General features: G+C 68.9%; 19 protein-coding genes and 1 pseudogene. 8 read left to right on the top strand and 12 right to left on the bottom strand.

All coding sequences use genetic code 11. The features are described 5' to 3' along the window. The first annotated feature begins 338 nt into the window (after positions 1-338). Positions 339-1,406, top strand: a complete 1,068-nt coding sequence (locus tag J4H86_RS20800) for a hypothetical protein (protein ID WP_236539605.1) — start codon at positions 339-341, stop codon at positions 1,404-1,406. Between the two features lie 120 nt (positions 1,407-1,526). After that, a complete protein-coding gene (locus J4H86_RS20805; protein WP_236539606.1) occupies positions 1,527-2,783 on the top strand; it encodes a DUF6716 putative glycosyltransferase in 1,257 nt (418 codons plus the stop codon). Positions 2,784-2,953: 170 nt separating this feature from the next. Here J4H86_RS20805 and J4H86_RS20810 read toward each other — a convergent pair whose 3' ends face one another. The 5 genes from J4H86_RS20810 to J4H86_RS20830 all read right to left on the bottom strand — a co-directional run bounded on the left by J4H86_RS20810 (position 2,954) and on the right by J4H86_RS20830 (position 5,268). Further along, a complete protein-coding gene (locus J4H86_RS20810; RefSeq protein WP_236539607.1) occupies positions 2,954-3,433 on the bottom strand; it encodes a hypothetical protein in 480 nt (159 codons plus the stop codon). A 239-nt stretch (positions 3,434-3,672) separates the two neighbouring features. Next, the gene (locus J4H86_RS20815) at positions 3,673-3,882 is read right to left on the bottom strand and encodes a DUF397 domain-containing protein (RefSeq protein ID WP_236539608.1); all 210 of its coding nucleotides are present in this window, start codon (positions 3,880-3,882) and stop codon (positions 3,673-3,675) included. Positions 3,883-3,978: 96 nt separating this feature from the next. Further along, complete coding sequence (locus J4H86_RS20820; protein ID WP_236539609.1) at positions 3,979-4,170, bottom strand: DUF397 domain-containing protein; 192 nt, start codon at positions 4,168-4,170, stop codon at positions 3,979-3,981. Positions 4,171-4,288: 118 nt separating this feature from the next. After that, positions 4,289-4,468 carry a DUF397 domain-containing protein gene (locus tag J4H86_RS20825; protein WP_236539610.1) on the bottom strand — a complete coding sequence of 60 codons (180 nt, stop codon included), beginning with the start codon at positions 4,466-4,468 and terminating at the stop codon, positions 4,289-4,291. Between the two features lie 5 nt (positions 4,469-4,473). Next, positions 4,474-5,268 (bottom strand): helix-turn-helix domain-containing protein, encoded by a 795-nt coding sequence (locus tag J4H86_RS20830; RefSeq protein WP_236539611.1) that lies wholly within the window; start codon positions 5,266-5,268, stop codon positions 4,474-4,476. 186 nt (positions 5,269-5,454) lie between these two features. Between J4H86_RS20830 and J4H86_RS20835 the strand changes: the two genes are divergently transcribed. The 4 genes and pseudogenes from J4H86_RS20835 to J4H86_RS20850 all read left to right on the top strand — a co-directional run bounded on the left by J4H86_RS20835 (position 5,455) and on the right by J4H86_RS20850 (position 6,557). After that, complete coding sequence (locus J4H86_RS20835) at positions 5,455-5,733, top strand: hypothetical protein (RefSeq protein ID WP_236539612.1); 279 nt, start codon at positions 5,455-5,457, stop codon at positions 5,731-5,733. Positions 5,734-5,795: 62 nt separating this feature from the next. After that, positions 5,796-6,143: pseudogene (locus J4H86_RS20840) on the top strand (ATP-binding protein); the annotation flags it as partial. Next, positions 6,140-6,382, top strand: coding sequence for a hypothetical protein (locus tag J4H86_RS20845; RefSeq protein ID WP_236539613.1), 243 nt, complete (start codon positions 6,140-6,142; stop codon positions 6,380-6,382). The pseudogene J4H86_RS20840 and the gene J4H86_RS20845, both read left to right, overlap by 4 nt. Further along, positions 6,366-6,557 (top strand): BldC family transcriptional regulator, encoded by a 192-nt coding sequence (locus tag J4H86_RS20850; RefSeq protein ID WP_236539614.1) that lies wholly within the window; start codon positions 6,366-6,368, stop codon positions 6,555-6,557. Before J4H86_RS20845 ends, J4H86_RS20850 begins: the two co-directional genes overlap by 17 nt. Before the next feature lie 165 nt (positions 6,558-6,722). Here J4H86_RS20850 and J4H86_RS20855 read toward each other — a convergent pair whose 3' ends face one another. The 7 genes from J4H86_RS20855 to J4H86_RS20885 form a co-directional block, all read right to left on the bottom strand. After that, entirely contained in the window at positions 6,723-8,813 is a 2,091-nt protein-coding gene (locus J4H86_RS20855; RefSeq protein ID WP_236539616.1) for an acyltransferase family protein, read from the bottom strand. Between the two features lie 198 nt (positions 8,814-9,011). Next, positions 9,012-10,349 (bottom strand): alpha-2,8-polysialyltransferase family protein, encoded by a 1,338-nt coding sequence (locus J4H86_RS20860; protein ID WP_236539617.1) that lies wholly within the window; start codon positions 10,347-10,349, stop codon positions 9,012-9,014. Continuing rightward, the gene (locus tag J4H86_RS20865) at positions 10,346-11,317 is read right to left on the bottom strand and encodes a glycosyltransferase family 2 protein (RefSeq protein WP_236539618.1); all 972 of its coding nucleotides are present in this window, start codon (positions 11,315-11,317) and stop codon (positions 10,346-10,348) included. Before J4H86_RS20865 ends, J4H86_RS20860 begins: the two co-directional genes overlap by 4 nt. A gap of 75 nt (positions 11,318-11,392) precedes the next feature. Next, positions 11,393-12,298: an N-acetylneuraminate synthase family protein gene (locus tag J4H86_RS20870; protein WP_236539619.1), complete on the bottom strand. Its 906-nt coding sequence runs from the start codon at positions 12,296-12,298 to the stop codon at positions 11,393-11,395. Between the two features lie 6 nt (positions 12,299-12,304). After that, on the bottom strand, positions 12,305-13,456 hold the full coding sequence (locus J4H86_RS20875; protein WP_236539620.1) for an acylneuraminate cytidylyltransferase: 1,152 nt from the start codon (positions 13,454-13,456) through the stop codon (positions 12,305-12,307). 276 nt (positions 13,457-13,732) lie between these two features. Next, positions 13,733-14,272, bottom strand: coding sequence for a hypothetical protein (locus J4H86_RS20880; protein ID WP_236539621.1), 540 nt, complete (start codon positions 14,270-14,272; stop codon positions 13,733-13,735). A gap of 95 nt (positions 14,273-14,367) precedes the next feature. After that, positions 14,368-15,423, bottom strand: a complete 1,056-nt coding sequence (locus J4H86_RS20885) for a DUF559 domain-containing protein (protein ID WP_236539622.1) — start codon at positions 15,421-15,423, stop codon at positions 14,368-14,370. A 243-nt stretch (positions 15,424-15,666) separates the two neighbouring features. Between J4H86_RS20885 and J4H86_RS20890 the strand changes: the two genes are divergently transcribed. Together J4H86_RS20890 and J4H86_RS20895 are read left to right on the top strand one after the other, a co-directional pair. Then, positions 15,667-16,122: an Rrf2 family transcriptional regulator gene (locus tag J4H86_RS20890; RefSeq protein WP_236539623.1), complete on the top strand. Its 456-nt coding sequence runs from the start codon at positions 15,667-15,669 to the stop codon at positions 16,120-16,122. Positions 16,123-16,218: 96 nt separating this feature from the next. Continuing rightward, a complete protein-coding gene (locus tag J4H86_RS20895) occupies positions 16,219-17,670 on the top strand; it encodes an MFS transporter (RefSeq protein WP_236539624.1) in 1,452 nt (483 codons plus the stop codon). The last annotated feature ends 6 nt before the right edge of the window (positions 17,671-17,676 follow it).

The following is a 17,676-nucleotide window of genomic DNA, read 5'->3' on the forward strand; positions in this document are numbered from 1 at the left end:
TCTCCCGTGCCACGGTCGCCGCACGAGCCTGGCCGCGAGGACGTGGACGTGCCGAGGCCAGGGGCGTCGCGGCATCGGCGGCGGATTGACCTGCGCGGATGTGGTCATTAGGGCCGTCTCCGGGGCGGAGATGGTGTGTTGTTCATCGCCTGTTCAGCCGCAGACAACGAGTGCGCCGACCGGCCTCGTTACCGTTGCGGGTGTGTTGGCCGTCGCGCCGCCTCATCGCTTCCGGGCATCCGCGGACCACACACATCGGGCATCGGCCGCCGGCGGTGTCCACGATCGTCCGCGAACCCGACGGAGGCGACGAGGCACGCCATGCCGAGGAGGGCCCCGTGCACCAAGAGCTCGTTCTGCCCGCTCCCGCGATGGGGGAGTCGGGAATGACCACCGCGACCGCGTGGGTGGAGAGCCCGCTGCAGTTCCTGTCCGTGCTTGAGGCCCACCACACGGGGCACTTCGCGGACCACTGCCGGGTCGTGCCCCGGTCCGGCGCCATCGCCCTGGACGCCACCGTCGCCGAGATCGAGCGCTGGGGCCCGCCGCACCGGTTGACGGTCGCGGCGCAGCAGGACCAGCCGGCCGGCCCGGGAACGGCGTCGGGGCCGTGGTTCGTCGGCGACGCGTTCTCCGGGCAGGTACAGCAGGCGTTGCTGCGCGGCTCGAAGCAGCGCATCGTCATCGTGGATGACGGGCTGGCCACCCTGCACCTGCTGCGACTCCTGGTGCGCCGCACCCCCACACCGTTAGTGCGGGCGCGTGCCGCGGCGTCACCCGCGCGCAGGGCGCTTGGGCTCGCCACGGCGTTGCGCCTCCGGTCGGCCGCCCGCGCCGGGCGCCTCACCGTCTTCACGGTGTTGCCGCTGCCCGACGAGCTCGCGCTGCGGGCGTGGAACCGGGGCATCGACGTGGTACGCCACCGCTTCTCCTGGCTCAGCGCCCAGCCCGACAACCACGCTCCGCGGGAGCGGCGCGTCGTCCTGGGGGCGGCGCTGGCCCGCGACGGCCTCGTGCACACCGAGCCCTACCTTGAGTGGGTCGCCGCCCAGGCGAAAGAGGAACCGGTGGCCTACTTCCCGCACCGGCGGGAGGACGAGCGGACCCTGCGGCCGTTGGCGCGGACCCCGGGCGTGCGGGTCGTCCACGACGGGCTTCCGGTCGAGGTGGGTCTGCGTTCCCTGGGTGTGGACCACCGTGTGGTGAGTCTCCCGTCAACGGCCGTCACCTCGCTGCGGACCCTGCTCGGACCCCGGGGCGTGACCATCGACGCCACGCATGTCCCCGACACGTGGTGGACCGCCCAGGCCTCACCCGAGCTGCGGGCGCACCTGGGTGCGGTCGTCTCCTCCGGCCTTCCGGGAGCGGGCCCGGGCACGGAGGCCTCCGCGTCCGACCCCAGGTGACCCGCACTCCCTCCTCTGCCCCCACACCCACGTCGCTGAGGCCGGAGCCACGCCGGCACCACGCAGAATGGGAGCCCCGACTCGCGCGCGGTGAGCGGGGACCCAACGAAAGGCAGGTTCGTGACCGATCGAGGTGACGTCCACGTCCTGGCGATCGCCGACTCCGACTCCTACCTCAAGTGGTCCGCGGGGCTGCTGGAGGGGCTCCCCGCCGGGTGGAGCGCCGAACTGGTGGTGGTGCGTACTCCCATCGCTCCGTCGGCGACCCAGATGCGGGGAGCGGTGGCCGGAGCGAGAGTCCAGGACGGCCTGCCGCGGCTGTTGTCGGTGCGGGAACTGCGCCGAGTTCTGCGTCGGAGCAGGCCCGACGTCGTTCTGCTGGCGTGCACCGGACCGGTGGTGGACGTGCTCGCCGCCGACATCCGTGCCGTGTCGCGGCCGCGCCCCGTCCTGATGACCGGCCTGCCGGGCATCTCGGTCCCCGCGACCGAGAAGGCATGGACCTACCGGGGCCCGGTCGACCTCTTCGTCGTGCACAGCTCCCGGGAACTCGCTGACTTCCGCGACATCGGAGCGCAGGTGGGCGTGACCGGGTCCGTGGCACTCGCGACCCTGCCGTTCCTGCCCACCCCGGCCACTTGCACCCAGCCCAACCAGCGGGACACCGACCCCGCCACGGAGGAGTCCACGGCCCGGCGCCGCGTAGTGTTCGCGACCCAGGCGAAAGTGCCCGTGGAGCGATCCGAGCGTGAGGAGGTGCTGCGCGCGCTGGCCGATCTCGCCGTCCAGCGGCCCGACCTCGACGTCGTCGTCAAACTCCGGGCACGTGCGCACGAACAACAGACCCACCGCGAACGTCATCACTACGAAACCCTCTGGGATGACCTGGCCGCCGCCGGGGACGTGCCCGCGGACGCGGTGCGGTTCGTCGACGGATCCATGCGGGAACACCTCGCGAACGCCGCCGGGTTCGTCACCGTCAGCTCCACGGCGGCACTGGAGGCGATCGCTCAGGACATCCCTGTCATCGTTCTGTCGGACTTCGGCGTGAACGCGGAGATGATCAACGTCGTGTTCGAGGACAGCGGAGCGCTCGGAACACTGGAGGACTTGCGCGACGCCGCGTTCCGAACCCCGGACCCCCAGTGGAGCGCCGCGAACTACTTCCATCCCCACACCGAGAACGACTGGGCGGACTCCCTGCGCAAACTGGTCGCCCACGCCCGCTCCGGCCCCCTCCCGGACCGTCCCGCCCCGCTGGACGCCCCCACCCACCGGCCCGCCCGCCGCCGCGCCCGCCTACGGTTGACCGTCCCCCCAACTGCCCTACGCACCATCGGCCGCCTCCGCAGACGCGTCCGGAAGCTGCGGGGCTGACCCTCTGCCCAACCCCATCTCACCCCCAGCTCCCCTCACCCCCACCATGATTTCCCCACCCCCATCACGGTGGAGCCACATCGAGCAGGTGGATGTGCACATTCACCTGCTATAGCGGTGCCATCACCACCCGGTCATCCGCTGGATCTCGACATGACGGGACGCGCCGCCTAATCGCGGGTTGCTCCTGTAGGCCAGATGGTGGTGATGGGGAGTCCGTGGCTCTGGGCGGCGGCGATGACGTCGGCGGTGCCGCCGAATCCGCGTGCGGGTTGGCCGTCCCAGACGGCGAGGAGTGTGTCCGCGAGTTGGAGCATGGTTTCGCTGGCGGCCATGTGGGACTGTGCGGTCGACTCCTCGAACTCGAGCCGCAACACCTCGCTGGCATGGGCGAGCAAGTCGTCGTAGACCGGGTGGTGCGCGGCTGGAAGACCGTCTCGATACCCCTGCGCGGGCACGACGACCACCAGGTCCCCGCCGGCGTCGAGAACCGCGCGAGCGAACAACGAATCAGCGCCGTCAGCGAGACAGCTAATCCCGACGAGGTCCGCCACGTCGTAGCGTTCGAGTTCGGCCCTCAGCGCTTGGTCGACGAGCACCTCGGTTGCCAGAGGCAGCAGACGATGGCCGGTCACTGCGATGCGCGTCACGACAAATCCCCTTGGTCGATGTCGGACAAGACGGTGTCGAGTTCCTGGCTAGCTCAGGCTAGCGACAGCGTGGCTTCTGCGTGTGCCGTCAATCAAAGTCCCTCAAGGGGTCACGCTGCGCGTGGCTCTTCATTTGTGGCGGCTTCGGCGCTATGGGGAGTTGGTTGATGGCCTGGTGCCTGGTACTGGCCTCACTTCGGTGGCCCCGGCGGAGCCGGGGCCACCGAAGACCCGCTTCGCTACAGTTCCCCGGTGCGGGCCGAGCGCAGGAACGCGGTCCACTCGCCGGCGCCGAATGCTAGGTGACCGTTTTCGGGGTGCTGGGAGTCGCGCACCGCGGCCCCCGTGGGGAGATCGGCGACCTCCACGCAGTTGTTGTTATTGATCTGGCTGTAGGTCGATTTACGGAAGGGAAGGGTCGAGGACTCGAGAACCGAACGTTCGGTCATGGCTTCACCTCTCGTCGTCGTTCCAGTCTCCCAGGAGTCGCAACACAGCGTGGAGCAGATCTTCAACGGCGAGCGGGGCCACCGAACACCGGGGGCCTAAAGCTCGCCGGTGCGGGCCGAGCGCAGGAACGCGGTCCACTCGCCGGCGCCGAATGCTAGGTGACCGTTTTCGGGGTGCTGGGAGTCGCGCACCGCGGCCCCTGTCGGGAGGTCGGCGACCTCCACGCAGTTAGCCGAGTTGGCGCTGTAGCTGCTCTTGTGCCACGTGTGGCGGAGGCTAGTGGGCATGGTTCCTCCCGGCGGATGAGGGTTGGCCGTGAGGCCACCGTAGCGGGGCGGGATTCTTCTATGGTGGGAACGACGAAGACCCCGGCGCGGAGTGCCGGGGTCTCGGAACGTTTGGTGCCTAGAGTTCGCCTTCGCGGGTGGCGTGGAGGAAGGCTGACCACTCACGTGTGGTGAAGGTCAGGTGGCCCGCGTCGCGATTCATGGTGTCGCGAACCAGAACATCATGCGTGCCCTCGGCGACCTCGACGCAGTTGCCGCCGTGATTCTGGCTGTAGCTGGATGTGTGCCACTTGTTCATGGTGATCACCTTATGGCTTTGAGGAAGTCGATGGTTGCACTGGGCGGCATCGCTTCGGCTTGGAGCTGACCGAAGAGCGTCATCATTGCGTCCACCTGTTCGGGGGCATCGTATTTCTCCCCCTCAACAGCGTTTTCGCAGTAGATGACCGACTGTGCCGTATCGAGCGTACAGATCCGGAACTGGGAGCACAGCCCGGCTGTCGTCGGGGTGTGTGGCAGGATCTGAACCTGTGCCGCTCCCTCATCAACGAGGTTACATATCGCCTTGCGTTGGGCCTCCATCACCTCCGGGTTGCCAACGATCTGATCAAAAACTGTTGCCTTGACGACGAACAGCAACAGTGCTCGTTGTTCTCGGACTACCGAGAGACGGTGCGAGCGTGCCTCCACTAATTCATCGATTGACTCATCAGTCTTGGTGGCATGACGCGCCTTGATCATGGTGCGGGCATAGTCGGGAGTCTGTAGGAGCCCCGGAATCACGGATGGTTCATACTCGCGGATGACCCGGGAACGTTGTTCTAGTAGGACGATGTCTTGGAACCACTCCGGAACCTTGTACTGATCCATGGTGCGTTTCCAGAGTCGAGTCAAGGTGCCATCTGTAGACAGGGCAGCATCAAGGGCTTCCGCTTGATGCTGTTTTGGGGTTCTTGTCCCCCTTTCGATGGCGCTCATCGTGGCCTTCGCCATCAGTGCGCTACGACCTATGTCTGTCTGTGTTCGGCCAGCGACTTCACGGAGTTTTCGGATCTCGGCTCCGAAACGAGCCCACACAGGGTCTGGTGTCTCGCTCATGACTACAGAATTCCATCAAAGTCTCGCGGTGTCTCAAGACTCCATAAATTGCTACGTGCCTGTGGAAAGAATGGCGTCCCAACATCGCCCTTTGCGACTGTAGACCCCGAAACCCAAGGACCCCCGCGACGGATTAGGGCTCCGTCCGGGGGTTGTGGCCACCACTCAATGCAGGAGTGATGACAGTTGTCGATCCTATCTACCCACGATCCGACGGCGGGCTTCGGGCGTCTCGGCGTGACGCGGCGTTCCCGAGGCAGTGCGAACCGGGTGCGGCCGTTCGTCGCGCGGCTGGTCTCCCAACGCGCGTTGGAGGAGGCCCGGTTCCTCGATTGGGCGGCTGCCCGGCACGAGCACCCGCCCAGCGGGCGGCGGTGGCGCCTGCGCCCCCAAGTGGTGTGGGCCCCACTCCGCACCGACGCCGCACCCACCGTTCCGTTCCGAGCTCTGGGGGGTGTGCGATGACGTTCATGCGGTTCGCCGGCGTCCCGGGAAGCGTCGGCCTGGCATGAGCGTGGGCCGAGTCGGAGCTCCGCAAGCAGGGCGCGACCACGGACGCGATCACCGAAGCGACGCAGATCGTGAGCGAGTTCGCGACCAACGCCATCCGATACTCCCGCAGTGGCCAGCGTGGCGGAACCTTCGTGGTGGACCTCCGCTTCCAGGCGACCCTGGTCCGAATTCGGGTCGTCGACCAGGGAACCGGCTACGCCATGGCTCCGGACTGGGGTGTGATGCCCGACGTCCTCGCTGAGAGCGGGCGGGGACTGGCCTTGGTCGCGGGCCTCGCGGAGAACTACGGCACCGTGACGGAAGCGGACCGGTGCACAGTGACTGCCGATCTCCCGCTCCTCGACCCCGGAGGTCGGCCGTGAACATCCATCCGCCCAACCGGCTTTTGGCACTGCTCACCCCGCACGGCGATGTCTTCTTTCACACTCGAAAACTCCCCAACGGCCAATACGTCCGCTGCTTCAGCATGCGCCAGGGCCCCACGGCCGAATGGCACGGAACCCACTGGAGGATCGACGACCACATCTACGGACCCCACACCGTCGCGACCATCGCCCGCATCCTCACCACCCAATGGACCCCCGATGACGACCGAACCTGAGAACCTCATGACCCCCGCCGAAGTCGCCGCCCGATTCCGCGTCGACCCCAAGACCGTCACCCGCTGGGCGAACCAGGGCAGACTCACCTCCATTCGCACCCTCGGCGGACATCGGCGTTACCGCGAGACCGAGATCAACGCCCTTCTCACCGCGACACCCCCACACGGCCGCTGACCACACGTCGCCCCACATCTCCTCCCTACAGGGCGACACACCGGGGGGTTCCGGTTGAGAACCGGAACCCCCACGACGCGGTCGCGCTCCGCGCGCCTCACCTCGTGAATGGCCACTTCGGTGCTGCGCGCGAATGGTTGATGGCCTGTCACGTGGTCACGGGCACTACCACCCAGTCACCCGCTGGATCTCGGCGGACACGATGGGGGCGAGGGTCGCCGAGTAGGTCGCGGTGATGTGGGAGTCGTCGTAGTACACCAGGACGTTTCCGATGACGGACGGGCACCGGCCGTCGGGGCAGAAGTAGTCGGTGAGGTCCACGAACTCCATCGACTCCGGGACGGCGGGTTCCTCAGCGTACGGGGGCACCTCGGCCAGGGAGCGGGTGATGTCGGTTTCGCACTCGGGGGAGGTGGCGCCGTTGTCCGCGACGCAGTCGGGGGGCGACATGCCCATGCGTGGGGTGTCACGGATGCCGATCACGTCGACGCCCATGGCGTCCAGTTCCCGCCAGCGGTCGACGTAGCCGTCCAGGACCTGTTCACCGTTGCCCGGGCTGGAGCGGGTGGCCGTGGTGACCAGGACGTCGGGCGGGAGGTCGGTGAGCTGACGCATCACGTCGGTGTTCCACTCCCCGCACTCCACGTACTCGTCCTCGCCGCGCCACGAAGGCTCGGTGCTGAACTGGCAGGCGCCCTTCGTCATGGTGACCAGCCGCCACCCCTGCGCCTCGGCGGCGTCCCGCAGCGCGGTGTACCAGTGGGCGGCGTGCGACTGCCCCACCAGGGCGATGGTGTGCTCCGCGTCGGCGGGGCCGTCGTCACAGACCGACGCCCGGGTTCCCTCGAACGACTCGTGGCAGCCGCCGGGCCGTTCGTTCTCGCCCAGGTCCCCGCGCGCGTCCGCGGGACGGGGCAGCACCGGAGCCTCCGGCGCGGTCCCGTCGCGCCAGTCGACCACGGTCGCCCCCGGGTAGAGGTCCCGGTCCTCGGCGAGGCGCTGGCGTTCCGCCTCCGCCCGGTCGAGGTGCGTGGCCCACCCGCCCGCGACGGTCATCGCGGGTAGCAGGAACGCCAGGCCCGCGGCCGCGGTGGCGTAGACGGCCCACCGGCGAGTGAGGTGTCGCACCCCGTCCTCGACCAGCCACTTGGTCGCCACGGACAGCAGCACCGACACCGCGATGACCACCAGCCCGCCGTGGAGTGAGGCCACGGCGCGGTTGGCGACCTCCAGGTACACCACCAGGACCGGCCAGTGCCACAGGTACAACGAGTACGACAGCGAGCCGACGTAGGCCAGGGGGCGGGCGACGAGGATCCGGTCGGCGCCGAGCCGATGCCCCGTCACCCCCGCGACGATCACGAGTGCCGCCGCGCCGGTCGGCCACAGGGCGATCCAGCCGGGGAACAGCGTCGACACCTGCAGCACCAAGCCGCAGCTCACCAGGCCCGCCAGGCCGAGCCATCCCAGCACCACCCGCGGCCGCACCGGCAGTGAGAGGAGCGGCAGTGCCAGGCTGAGCAGCCCCCCGAGCGCCAGCTCCCACAGGCGCGCCCCGGTGTCGAAGTACGCCCAGGTCTGGTCGACCGCGGTGGACCACACGGAGTAGGTCAGGGACACGAGCAGGACGACGGACAACGCGGCCCCGATTGCCGTGCGCGGCGACCAGCCCCGCCAGCGGGCGAGCACTACCACCAGGGTCACCAGCAGCGGCCACAGCAGATAGAACTGTCCCTGGATCGACAGGGACCAGAAGTGCTGGAGCGGGCTGACCGCGTCGTCCCGCGCGAGGTAGTCGACGGCGTTCGTGGCCAGGTGCCAGTTCTCCACGTACAGGGCGGCGGCGACGGTGTCGGCGATGACGTCCCGCCACCGGGACTCCGGCAGCCACAGCGCGGTCGCCACCAACACGCCCAGGAGCACCACCCCCACCGGTGGGGTGAGGCGGGCCAGCAGGCGTCCCCAGAACGCGGAGAACCGGATCCAGCCGTCCCGCTCCACGGTCCGGACCAGGGAACCCGTGATCAGGAACCCGGTGAGCAGCAAGAAGACGTCCACGCCGCCGGACACCCGGCCGAGCCACACGTGGTAGGCGACGATCAGGATCACGGCGACGGCGCGCAGCCCCTCGATCTCCGGGCGGTGCTGGGCGCGCGGGCGGGCCGCCGCCGGATCGGGCCCGTGGGGCGCGCGCGACGCCGGTGAAGGCGTGCCGTGGTTCTGCAGTGGCTTGGAGGTGGATGAGGGGGCCGTCACTGTTCTTCCCTGTCGCCGGGGTCAATCGTCCTTCCCGAAGCGGGCCCAGTCGTGGCTCGATGCTGTGTCGCCACGGCGGCCATCGCCCGAGGGCCCCTCGCCTGAGGCCACGCCCCCTCGCCCCCCGCCGGCCCGGTTGGCCGCCGCGTTCGCGGCTATCGGTGCACGGGCCAGGCCACACGACGCGGGCCGGGCGACCTAGCCTCGGCCGCGCCCGCGGATCCTGCGGGCACCCGCGACGAGCCACTCGGGGTATCGGCGTTGCACCGCGCCCGGCAGGCGGAGCGCCGTGAGCCGCCGCCGCTTGAAGTAGCGCGTGGTCACGTCGCTGGGCTGGCCGTTCAGGTAGGCGACCGTCTCGTCCCGCAGGTGCGGATAGGTCGAGTTCTGCATGCAGTAGGACACGGCGGTGAGTAGCGGTGTGAGCTCCTCGCCGACCCGCTCCTCCGGGATCCGTGGGGGGAGCACCTCCCCGGTGTCCTCGAGCTGGGGGAGCAGCGCGTCCGCCAGAGTGATGGGGATCCGGTTGCTGTTCTGGTAGGGAGCGACCCGCTTGAGCAGGAGCTCCGCGCCCACCGTCACCACCGGCACCCCGTAGAACGAGGCGGCGGTCGTCAACCCGGTCGAGAAGCAGCCCACGACCAGCGACGGGCTCAGCGTCTCGTACCAGACCTCGACGGGGAGCGGCGTGTCCAGCACGACCAGGTCGACGTCGCACCCGTCGGCACATCGACGCAGCGCGCGAAACGTCCGTCGCGTACTGGAGGGGTGCGGTTTGAACAGGACGGTGCGATGCCCCTGACCCGCGAGCCCGTGCAGCATGCGGGCGTGGAGCTCGTCCTCCTCCTGGGGGCTGAGGAACTCCAGGTCCGCCAGATACTGGCCGATGATCAGTGGTGCCCCGGAGAGGTCGTCGCGGGGTGGGGAGGCGTCGTCGCCGGCCAGGGCGGCGACCTCCTTCACCACGCCCCGGAACGCGTCGGCGGGGATGGCGATCCGCTCCACGTCCGGGTACTCGGTGAGTTGCAGCGGCTCCAGGCCACGAACCAGGTCCAGGTACAGCAGCCGGTCGATGCGGGTCGCCATCTCACGAGGCGGGGACTCGCGGCTCGGCCCGTAGCTCATGAGCCCGTCGGAGTAGACGGTGACACGGGCGTCGTCGAAGATGGCGGCCAACGCCCGAGCCGGCGGTACCTGGATCGACTCCACGACCAGGTGGAGCGGTTCCCCGTCCTCGAGGTTCCAGTACCGCCGCAGGAGGCGGGCGACCAGCGGGCGGTCCTGGTTGCGTGGGCTCCACGTCGAGGGATGGGTGGGCCACAGCAGCTCGTTCCACGACACGACCTCGTCGACGTGGCCACGCAGTGCCTCGAACCCGGGCGCCTCGGTCAGCGGCGGCACGACCTCGGGCGCGCTCGCGTTGTTGGACACCAGCAGGATCCGACGTTGGTCCCTCGGCCCCAACAGGCTGGCGTCCATCGCGGCGGCCAGGGACATGGCGCCGAAGACGGTGCTGGCGACGAGTATCTGGGTCATGCCTCCGCCACCGCCTCTTTACCAAGGAGTTCGTCCAGCAGGTGTTCCCGCTCCGCGTTCAGCGCCGGGAGGGTACGGGCGAGCAGGTCTCCGGGGAACGCGCGCAGCGTGTCGGCGGCCCGGGTGCGCAACGTGCGTCGCAGTCGCGGCGTGAACCGTTCCGACCGGGTGAGGTGGAAGGCGATCAGCGCGCAGTAGGTGCGCACGAGCTTGGGGAGGTAGCGCTCGCCCTCGGGGATCGCCGCCAGCTCGGCCCGGATGCGGTCGTGCGCGTCGAAGAACTGCAACTGGCGTTCGTCCCCGACCTGGGTGAGAGATTCCGCCACCTCACGCCGATAGAAGGCCCCGACCAGCGGGACGGCAGCGAAGGAGTCGGCGTGCAGGTGCAACCTCCACGTCCATAGGCGGTCCTCCGCCGTGTGCAGGTCCTCGTCGAAGGTGAGCAGGCCCCGGTCGAGCAGGGAACGGTCATAGACGCCGGACCACACGTTGGGGTAGTCGACCATCGTGGTCGCGTTCTCCGGCGGGATGCCCGAGCGTGGCGGAAGAGAGACGTTGCGCCGCCCCTCGGGAACCTGGACCAGCGTCCGGTTGCGGCCGACGGCCTGCACGTGGTCGGTCTTGATGAAGTCCACGCCCAACTCGGTGATCGCCGCCAACGCCTCGGGCAGGTACCCCGGCGCCAACCAGTCGTCGCCGTCGAGGAACGTGACGTAGCGTCCGGTCGCCGCGGCCAGTCCCTGGTTGCGCGCCGCGGACGGGCCCGCGGGGTCCGGGTTGCGCAGCAGGGTGAGCCCCGGAAGCCTGCCCGCGTGCTCCTCGACGATGTCGGCCGTGGCGTCGACCGACCCGTCGTCCACGACGAGGAACTCGAAGTCGTCCCGGGCGTTGCGGGCCAGACTCGTCAGGGTGTCGACGACGTACGCCTCCACGTCACGCATCGGGACGATGACCGAGAGCGATGTCAAGCGAGACTCCTGATCCAAGGGACGACGGGATGGGTGGTGGGGGAGGGCACCGGGTTGCCCTCCCCCCGCGGCGGGTCAGGTGGTGACGCGCCGCAGCCGTTTGCGCGGCTCCTCCTCGCCGGGGAACACCCGCTTCACCCCGTCACCGATGGCTTCCTCGATGACACGGATGTCGCGGACGAGGTGTTCCAGTCCCGTCGGCTCCAAGGAGGCCGCGTGGTCCGATCCCCACATCGCGCGGTCCAGCGTGATGTGCCGCTCCACCGCCACGGCGCCCAGCGTCACGGCGGCCAGGGAGACCTGGAGCCCGCGCTCGTGCCCGGAGTAGCCGACCGGCACGCCGTACCGGTCACGCAGTGTCTCGATGGTGCGGAGGTTGGCTTCGCCCTCCGGCATCGGGTAGGTGGACGTCGAGTGGAGAATGACGAGCTGGTCCTTGCCCAGGATCTCCACCGCCGCGTCGATCTCCTCGAGGGTCGACATCCCCGTCGACAGGATGATCGGCTTGCCCGTGGCGGCGAGGGCCCGCAGGAGTTCGTGGTCGGTGACGGACGCCGACGCCACCTTGTGCGTGACGACGTCGAACGACTCCAGGAAGTCCACCGAGGGCACGTCCCACGGCGACGCGAACCACTGCAGTCCCGCGTCCTGGGTGTACTTGGCGATCTCCCGGTACTCGTCCTGGCCGAACTCGACCCGCTTCTTGTAGTCGAGGTACGTCATCTCGCCCCACGGCGTCTGACGGATCTTGGACTGCTGTTCCACCGGAACACAGATCTCCGGGGTGCGCTTCTGGAACTTCACGGCCTGACACCCGGCCGCGGCCGCGACGTCGATCAACTGCCGGGCGATGTCCACATCGCCGTTGTGGTTGATGCCGATCTCGCCGATGACGTAGGTGGGCTGGTCGGGACCGACCATCCGGGCACCGATCGCCACGGGTCGCACCGCGATGTCACTCGGCGTGGTGCTCTGGGTCATGAATACCTATCCCTTTCGTGCCGCGAGAACGCGTTCGCACACTTCGCGCACTGCCCCAGCGCCTCCGGGGCGTGTCAGAACCAGCCGCGCCGCGGCCAACACCCGTGGGTGGGCGTTGGCGACCGCGACCGGCCAACCGACCACCGACATTCCGCCGAGGTCGTTCACGTCGTTTCCGACGTAGGCGACGCGGGCCGGATCGAGGCCCTCGTCGTCCATCCAGGTGAGAAGCGCGGCCCGCTTGTCACGCACGCCGTGGGTGACAGGGACTCGCAGCTTCGTGGCACGGGCGTTCACCACCGGATTGGTCTCGGTGGAGAGGATGCGGAACTGGACGTCGGCCTCGAGGAGGAGACGCACGCCCATGCCGTCGGATCGGCTCACGGTGACCGACTCCCGACCGTTCTGGTCGACGGTCGCTCCGTCATCGGTGTGGACGCCGTCGAAGTCGGTGACCACGGCGTCGACGTCCAGCGGGGAGGGCTGGTCGACCAGGGGCGCCAGCGCGCGTACGACCTCCAGGTCCTCCGGCGAGTCGACCTCCATGGCGTGCGCCTCCGGCACCTCCTGGATGCCGATCCGGCCGAAGAAGCGGTGCTGGCTGTCGCGGAAGCCCGCGGTCCGGAAGGCGTAGAAGGCCCCGGTCTCGCGGAAGTGCGCCTCCCGGTCCTGCCGGCGCGGGCGGTGACCGTGGTCGTGGTTGATGCCGCGTGCCCCTTCGGGCCCGCTCCGCCAGAGGAACTCGTGCGTGCGCACGGCCGAGAACACGCTGTCGGCCTCGTCGGCCACGATGCTGCTGACCGCCGAGTCAATGGTGGCCGGGTCGATGAACGGGCTGGTGCACTGGACGAAGACGGTCACGTCTGGGGTGTCGCCGTCGGCCGCGATGACGTCCAGCGCGTGCAGCAGCGCCGACTCGGAGCTCGCCGTGTCTCCTGACAGAGAGGCGGGGCGCCGCACGATCCGCGCTCCGGCGCGCTGGGCGGCGTCGGCGATGGCGTCGCTGTCAGTGGAGACCACCACCGAGTGCACACTGGCCGCGTCCAGGCAGGACTCGACCGCCCGCACGATGAGCGGGCGCTGCCCGACAGCGGAGATGTTCTTCAGAGGAACACCTTTGGATCCACCACGGGCCGGGATGACTGCGATGACACGCACCGGACGAACCCCCGAACCTTGTTTTTCGCAGACACTGCGGGGACACGTCGGACCGAGCGCGTCCGCCCCCGATCAGACGACGACCAGACACTTCTGACCTTGGACAACGGGGTCGACCGGCAGGTGAATGAGACCAAGAACCCGGGTTAACTCTGCGTGTGCTCTCCATGCCGCACCCGAGTGGTGCGGTGAGGGAGAAGGCACGCGTCCCCGGCCCTGGTCGGGGTGTTCCCGGTGCGAGGAGGAACGGCGGCGGTGCTCGCTGGTGGGCGTCGTTCAGCGGACGCGCGGGCGGGGGCGCCGGTGAGGCGGGGCGTGCAGCGTGGCGAGGGGGCGCCGCGGAGGTGGGACCGCGGGAATGGGGGTCCGTCTCTCGTCGCGTGGCGTCGTGGCGGGTTCCCGGCACGTCGGCGGCGCGGCGTGTGGGGTCGCGGCCAGCCTTGTCGCGGGGAATCGGTGCGTCGCGTGTGGGAGGCGTACGTGCGTCGACGCGCGCCGGTCCGCTGGCAGGCGCCAGGGTGTCAGCGGACCGGCGCCGCCTGGTGTCCTCCGAGGGAGGAGGCCGTCGATCCACAGGGAGTTGACGATCCGGGCGGCGAAGTACACACCCCGCCCCGCCCCCAACACCACCAACCAGGCCTCCCCCGAGGGCAGTGCCGCGATGATCATCGGCCAGGGGGACGGACGTCCCGTCGCCGCGCCAAGGAGCCGGGGCAGGACGACCATCACCGGTACCGCGAACCCCGCCGGCACCATCCCCAGCGCGGCAACGGCCACGAACCGCCGGCGCCCGAGCCTGGTCGTGAGTGTGTGCATACCGACGACCCTAGAAACGGGCACCGTCGGCGGACACTCCCTTCGGACCGAACCCGACCTATATCGGATGGCCTAACGTTGCGGGTCTCTGGCTTCTAGCTGTCGCGCGAGGAGGCGGGAACGAGGGGTGGTCGCGGGCGCCACCCGTAGTAAGGGGAGTCCGGGTTGGTGTGAACGAGAACGCGTTCCCGCTTACAGAGGCGTTTGAACACCTTTTCGCTCGTGGCGACGGGGTTACGTTGGACTTCCTGGTTGGTGACCCGGTACGTGGCAATCCCGCGCTGGTGGAACCAGTCGTCCCGGTACTCGTCCCGTTCCCGGTTGGGCGATCGACGGTGCTCCGGACCATCCACCTCCACCGCGAGCCGGCTGATGGGACAGTAGAAGTCCAGGAGCCAGTTATCCCCGAACGGAAACTGCGGATAGAAGACGTACGGCAGCGGAATCTGCGCGATGTAGTGGAAGAGTGTTCGCTCCAACTTCGTCATCGCCCGCTGCCCCGGCCGACGTCCCCCCTCGTACGCCTGGAGGAGCGCGACGGCGTGCCGGGTATCGACATTCCAGCGACGAGAGTTGAGCGCGTCGACGATCCACTCGTCACGCAAGCGCGCCTCGATCGACTCACCGCGACTCCGCTTTCGATCCTCCAGTCGTCGTTGCCATAGTTCGTCGTGGGTGAGATCACGCGCGGCCCAGAAGTGGTGGCGATCCGCGCGACCAACCACGTGAGGAGGGCCGCTTGGTGGTTCGTCGCGCGGTCCCGGGGCAGGCTGAGTGAACCACGCACGGACCCAGGTGCCCCACGACCCAGCACGGAGTTCGCCGAGCCCCAGAACCACGCGACCGGCCCAATGCTCCCACCGCACGATCGGATGCCATAGACGTGCGTACTCTCGCTTCAGGTATCCGATGTGGTGTCCGGCCGCGATCACGGCCACAGCGTTGGCGTCGTGCGGATTGTCGGGCTCCGGGTAAAGCGCCAGGGTCACCGGAGCGTCTCCCACGTGCCGATGCAGATAGCCCAATGCTTCCTGGTAGTAGGAGGTGCCCGCGACAGGACACCCGACGTAGGGGCCGTGTCGGGCCGTCCACCTGGCTGGTGGGAGGAGATCGGGTCCAACGATTCGCTCGCCGCGTTCGCGCCACCACATAAGACACCCGAGTCGTGAGAGCTTCCGTGCCGACCTGAAGGTCAGTCAAACAGGAGCCCTCGATCCGTCTCAAGACCGGGGTACGGCGGGATCCGAGGTGGCCGGGACCCGTGACATCCGGGGAATGACCGACGGGGTCGAGCGGGGGGCCGAGCTGGGCTAGGTGGCGCACCCAGTGCACGTGGTGTTGACGTCGGCGCTTAATTGTAACTATAATAGTTACGGTTTTGATGGAGGGTCGGAGTGTCGATCAGTAGCCAGTGTGCGGTCGCGATTCACGCGCTCACCTATATCGCGCGGTGGGAAGGCGATCGCCTGTCGTCGTCCGCGGAGATCGCCGAAAGTCTGGAGAGCAACCCCGTGCTCGTCCGCCGCGTGCTGGGGCGGCTGCGGGGCGCGTCGTTGGTGCGCTCGACCGAGGGGCGCGGAGGCGGGTGGCGTCTTTCGCGGGCGGCCGACCGCATCACGCTGGACGACGTCTACGCGGCGGTGGAACTCGGGCCGCTGCTCGCGTTGCACGCGCATCCCCCGAACTCCCAGTGCGTGATCGGTCGCCACATCCAGTCCATCCTGGAGGAAGAGTTCACCGAAGCGGAAGCGGCGATGCGCGCGCGGCTGCGGGAGACCACCATCGCCGACATGCTTGGGTACGTGGTGAGCCGCGAGGCGGGACTCAGTGGGCGGGGGCATCACTCCTAGCTCCCGGCTCGGGTGGAGGTGCGCCTCCGTCTTCTTTTTTGTAATTAACTGCAACCAAACCAGTTGCGGTTAGTCCGCGGTGAGAGAGGCGTTCGAATGACGGAATCACCCCCGGCGACGGAACCTGGTCACACAGGGTCCGAGCCAACGCTGGCCAGCCTGCTGGCCGTCCTCCTCCCGGCAATGCTGCTCGTGGTGGTCGCCAGCGATATGGTCACGCTGGTGCTACCGGTGATGGGAGAGGACTTTGGCGCGTCCGAGGCACAGCTCGCCTGGGTCGTGACCGGGTTCCTTCTCGTGTTCTCCATCGGTATCCCCCTCTACGGCCGGATCTCCGACCGGGTCGGGCTGCGCCGCTTGTTCCTCGTGGCGCTCATCCTCTACGCCGTCGGGAGTCTGATCTGTGCCCTGGCCCCCAGCCTCACCATGCTGGTCGGGGGACGGATCGTGATGGGCGCGGGCGCGGCGGCGATCCCCGTGCTGTCCATCATCGCGGTCACGCGGCTCATGCCCCCGGAGAAGCGGGGCATCGGGATCGGATTCATCTCCGCCGCCGCGGGGTCGGGGATGGCGGCGGGCCCGCCCTTCGGAGGGGCGATCGGCCAAGCGCTGGGATGGCCCGCACTTTTCTGGCTGACCACGGCCTGCGCGGTCGCGCTGCTTCCCGGTGTCATCCGGAAACTTCCCAACGAGGCGAGCGACAGCGACCATCGCTTCGACCTCGCGGGTGGGGTCTTCCTGGGGCTCGCCGCTGGGCTGGCCCTGTTTAGCGTGACCCAGGCCCAGGACGCCGGGGTCGGGGAGCCCGTCACCTGGGGCACCGCGCTGGGCGCGGTCGTCGCCATCGCGGTCTTCGTCTGGCGTACCCGACGTGCGGAGAACCCGTTCGTGCCGCCGGCGCTCTTCGCCAACCGGGTCTACGTGGCCGGCATCATCACCGTCTTCCTCGCCCAGGGCACCAATCTCGCTGCCCTCGTGTTCGTTCCGGTCCTGGTGGTCGGAGGCACCGGACTGAGTCCCGGCGTCGGCAGTCTGGTCATGGTTCCGGGTGGCATCGCCGTGGCCGTGTTGTCGCCATTGGCGGTACGGTTCGCCACATACCTCCGCGCCCGGACGCTCATCCTCGTCGGACTGGCGACCGTCGGCGCGTCGACCCTGTTCCTATCCATGTTCGCGGGGGCTTCACCGGTCTTCGCGGCTGGCGGGATCCTCGGGATCGGTATGGGCATGGCGTTGGTGCTCACCTTGGTGACCGACACCGTGGCGGGGTCCCTGCCGCCCCGCCAGGTGGGTGTGGGAATGGGCGTCTTCCAGGGGGCCCAGTTCCTTGGCGCGGGGACCGGACCCGCCCTGGCTGGGGCCTTGCTCGCGGCACGTTCCGGGGCCGAGCAGGCCATCAACCCGTTCTACTCCCTCGGCCCGTCCGCCTACTCGGACGTATTCCTGGTGATGGCACTCGTCGCGGCGGCCGCGCTCGTCGTCGCCCTGCGACTGGGGGCAACGCGCTCGAACGTCGCCTCGTCGGACGACGTTCGAGACCCTGCCTGAAGGCTG

The organism is Spiractinospora alimapuensis, from assembly GCF_018437505.1.
Lineage (GTDB): Bacteria > Actinomycetota > Actinomycetes > Streptosporangiales > Streptosporangiaceae > Spiractinospora > Spiractinospora alimapuensis.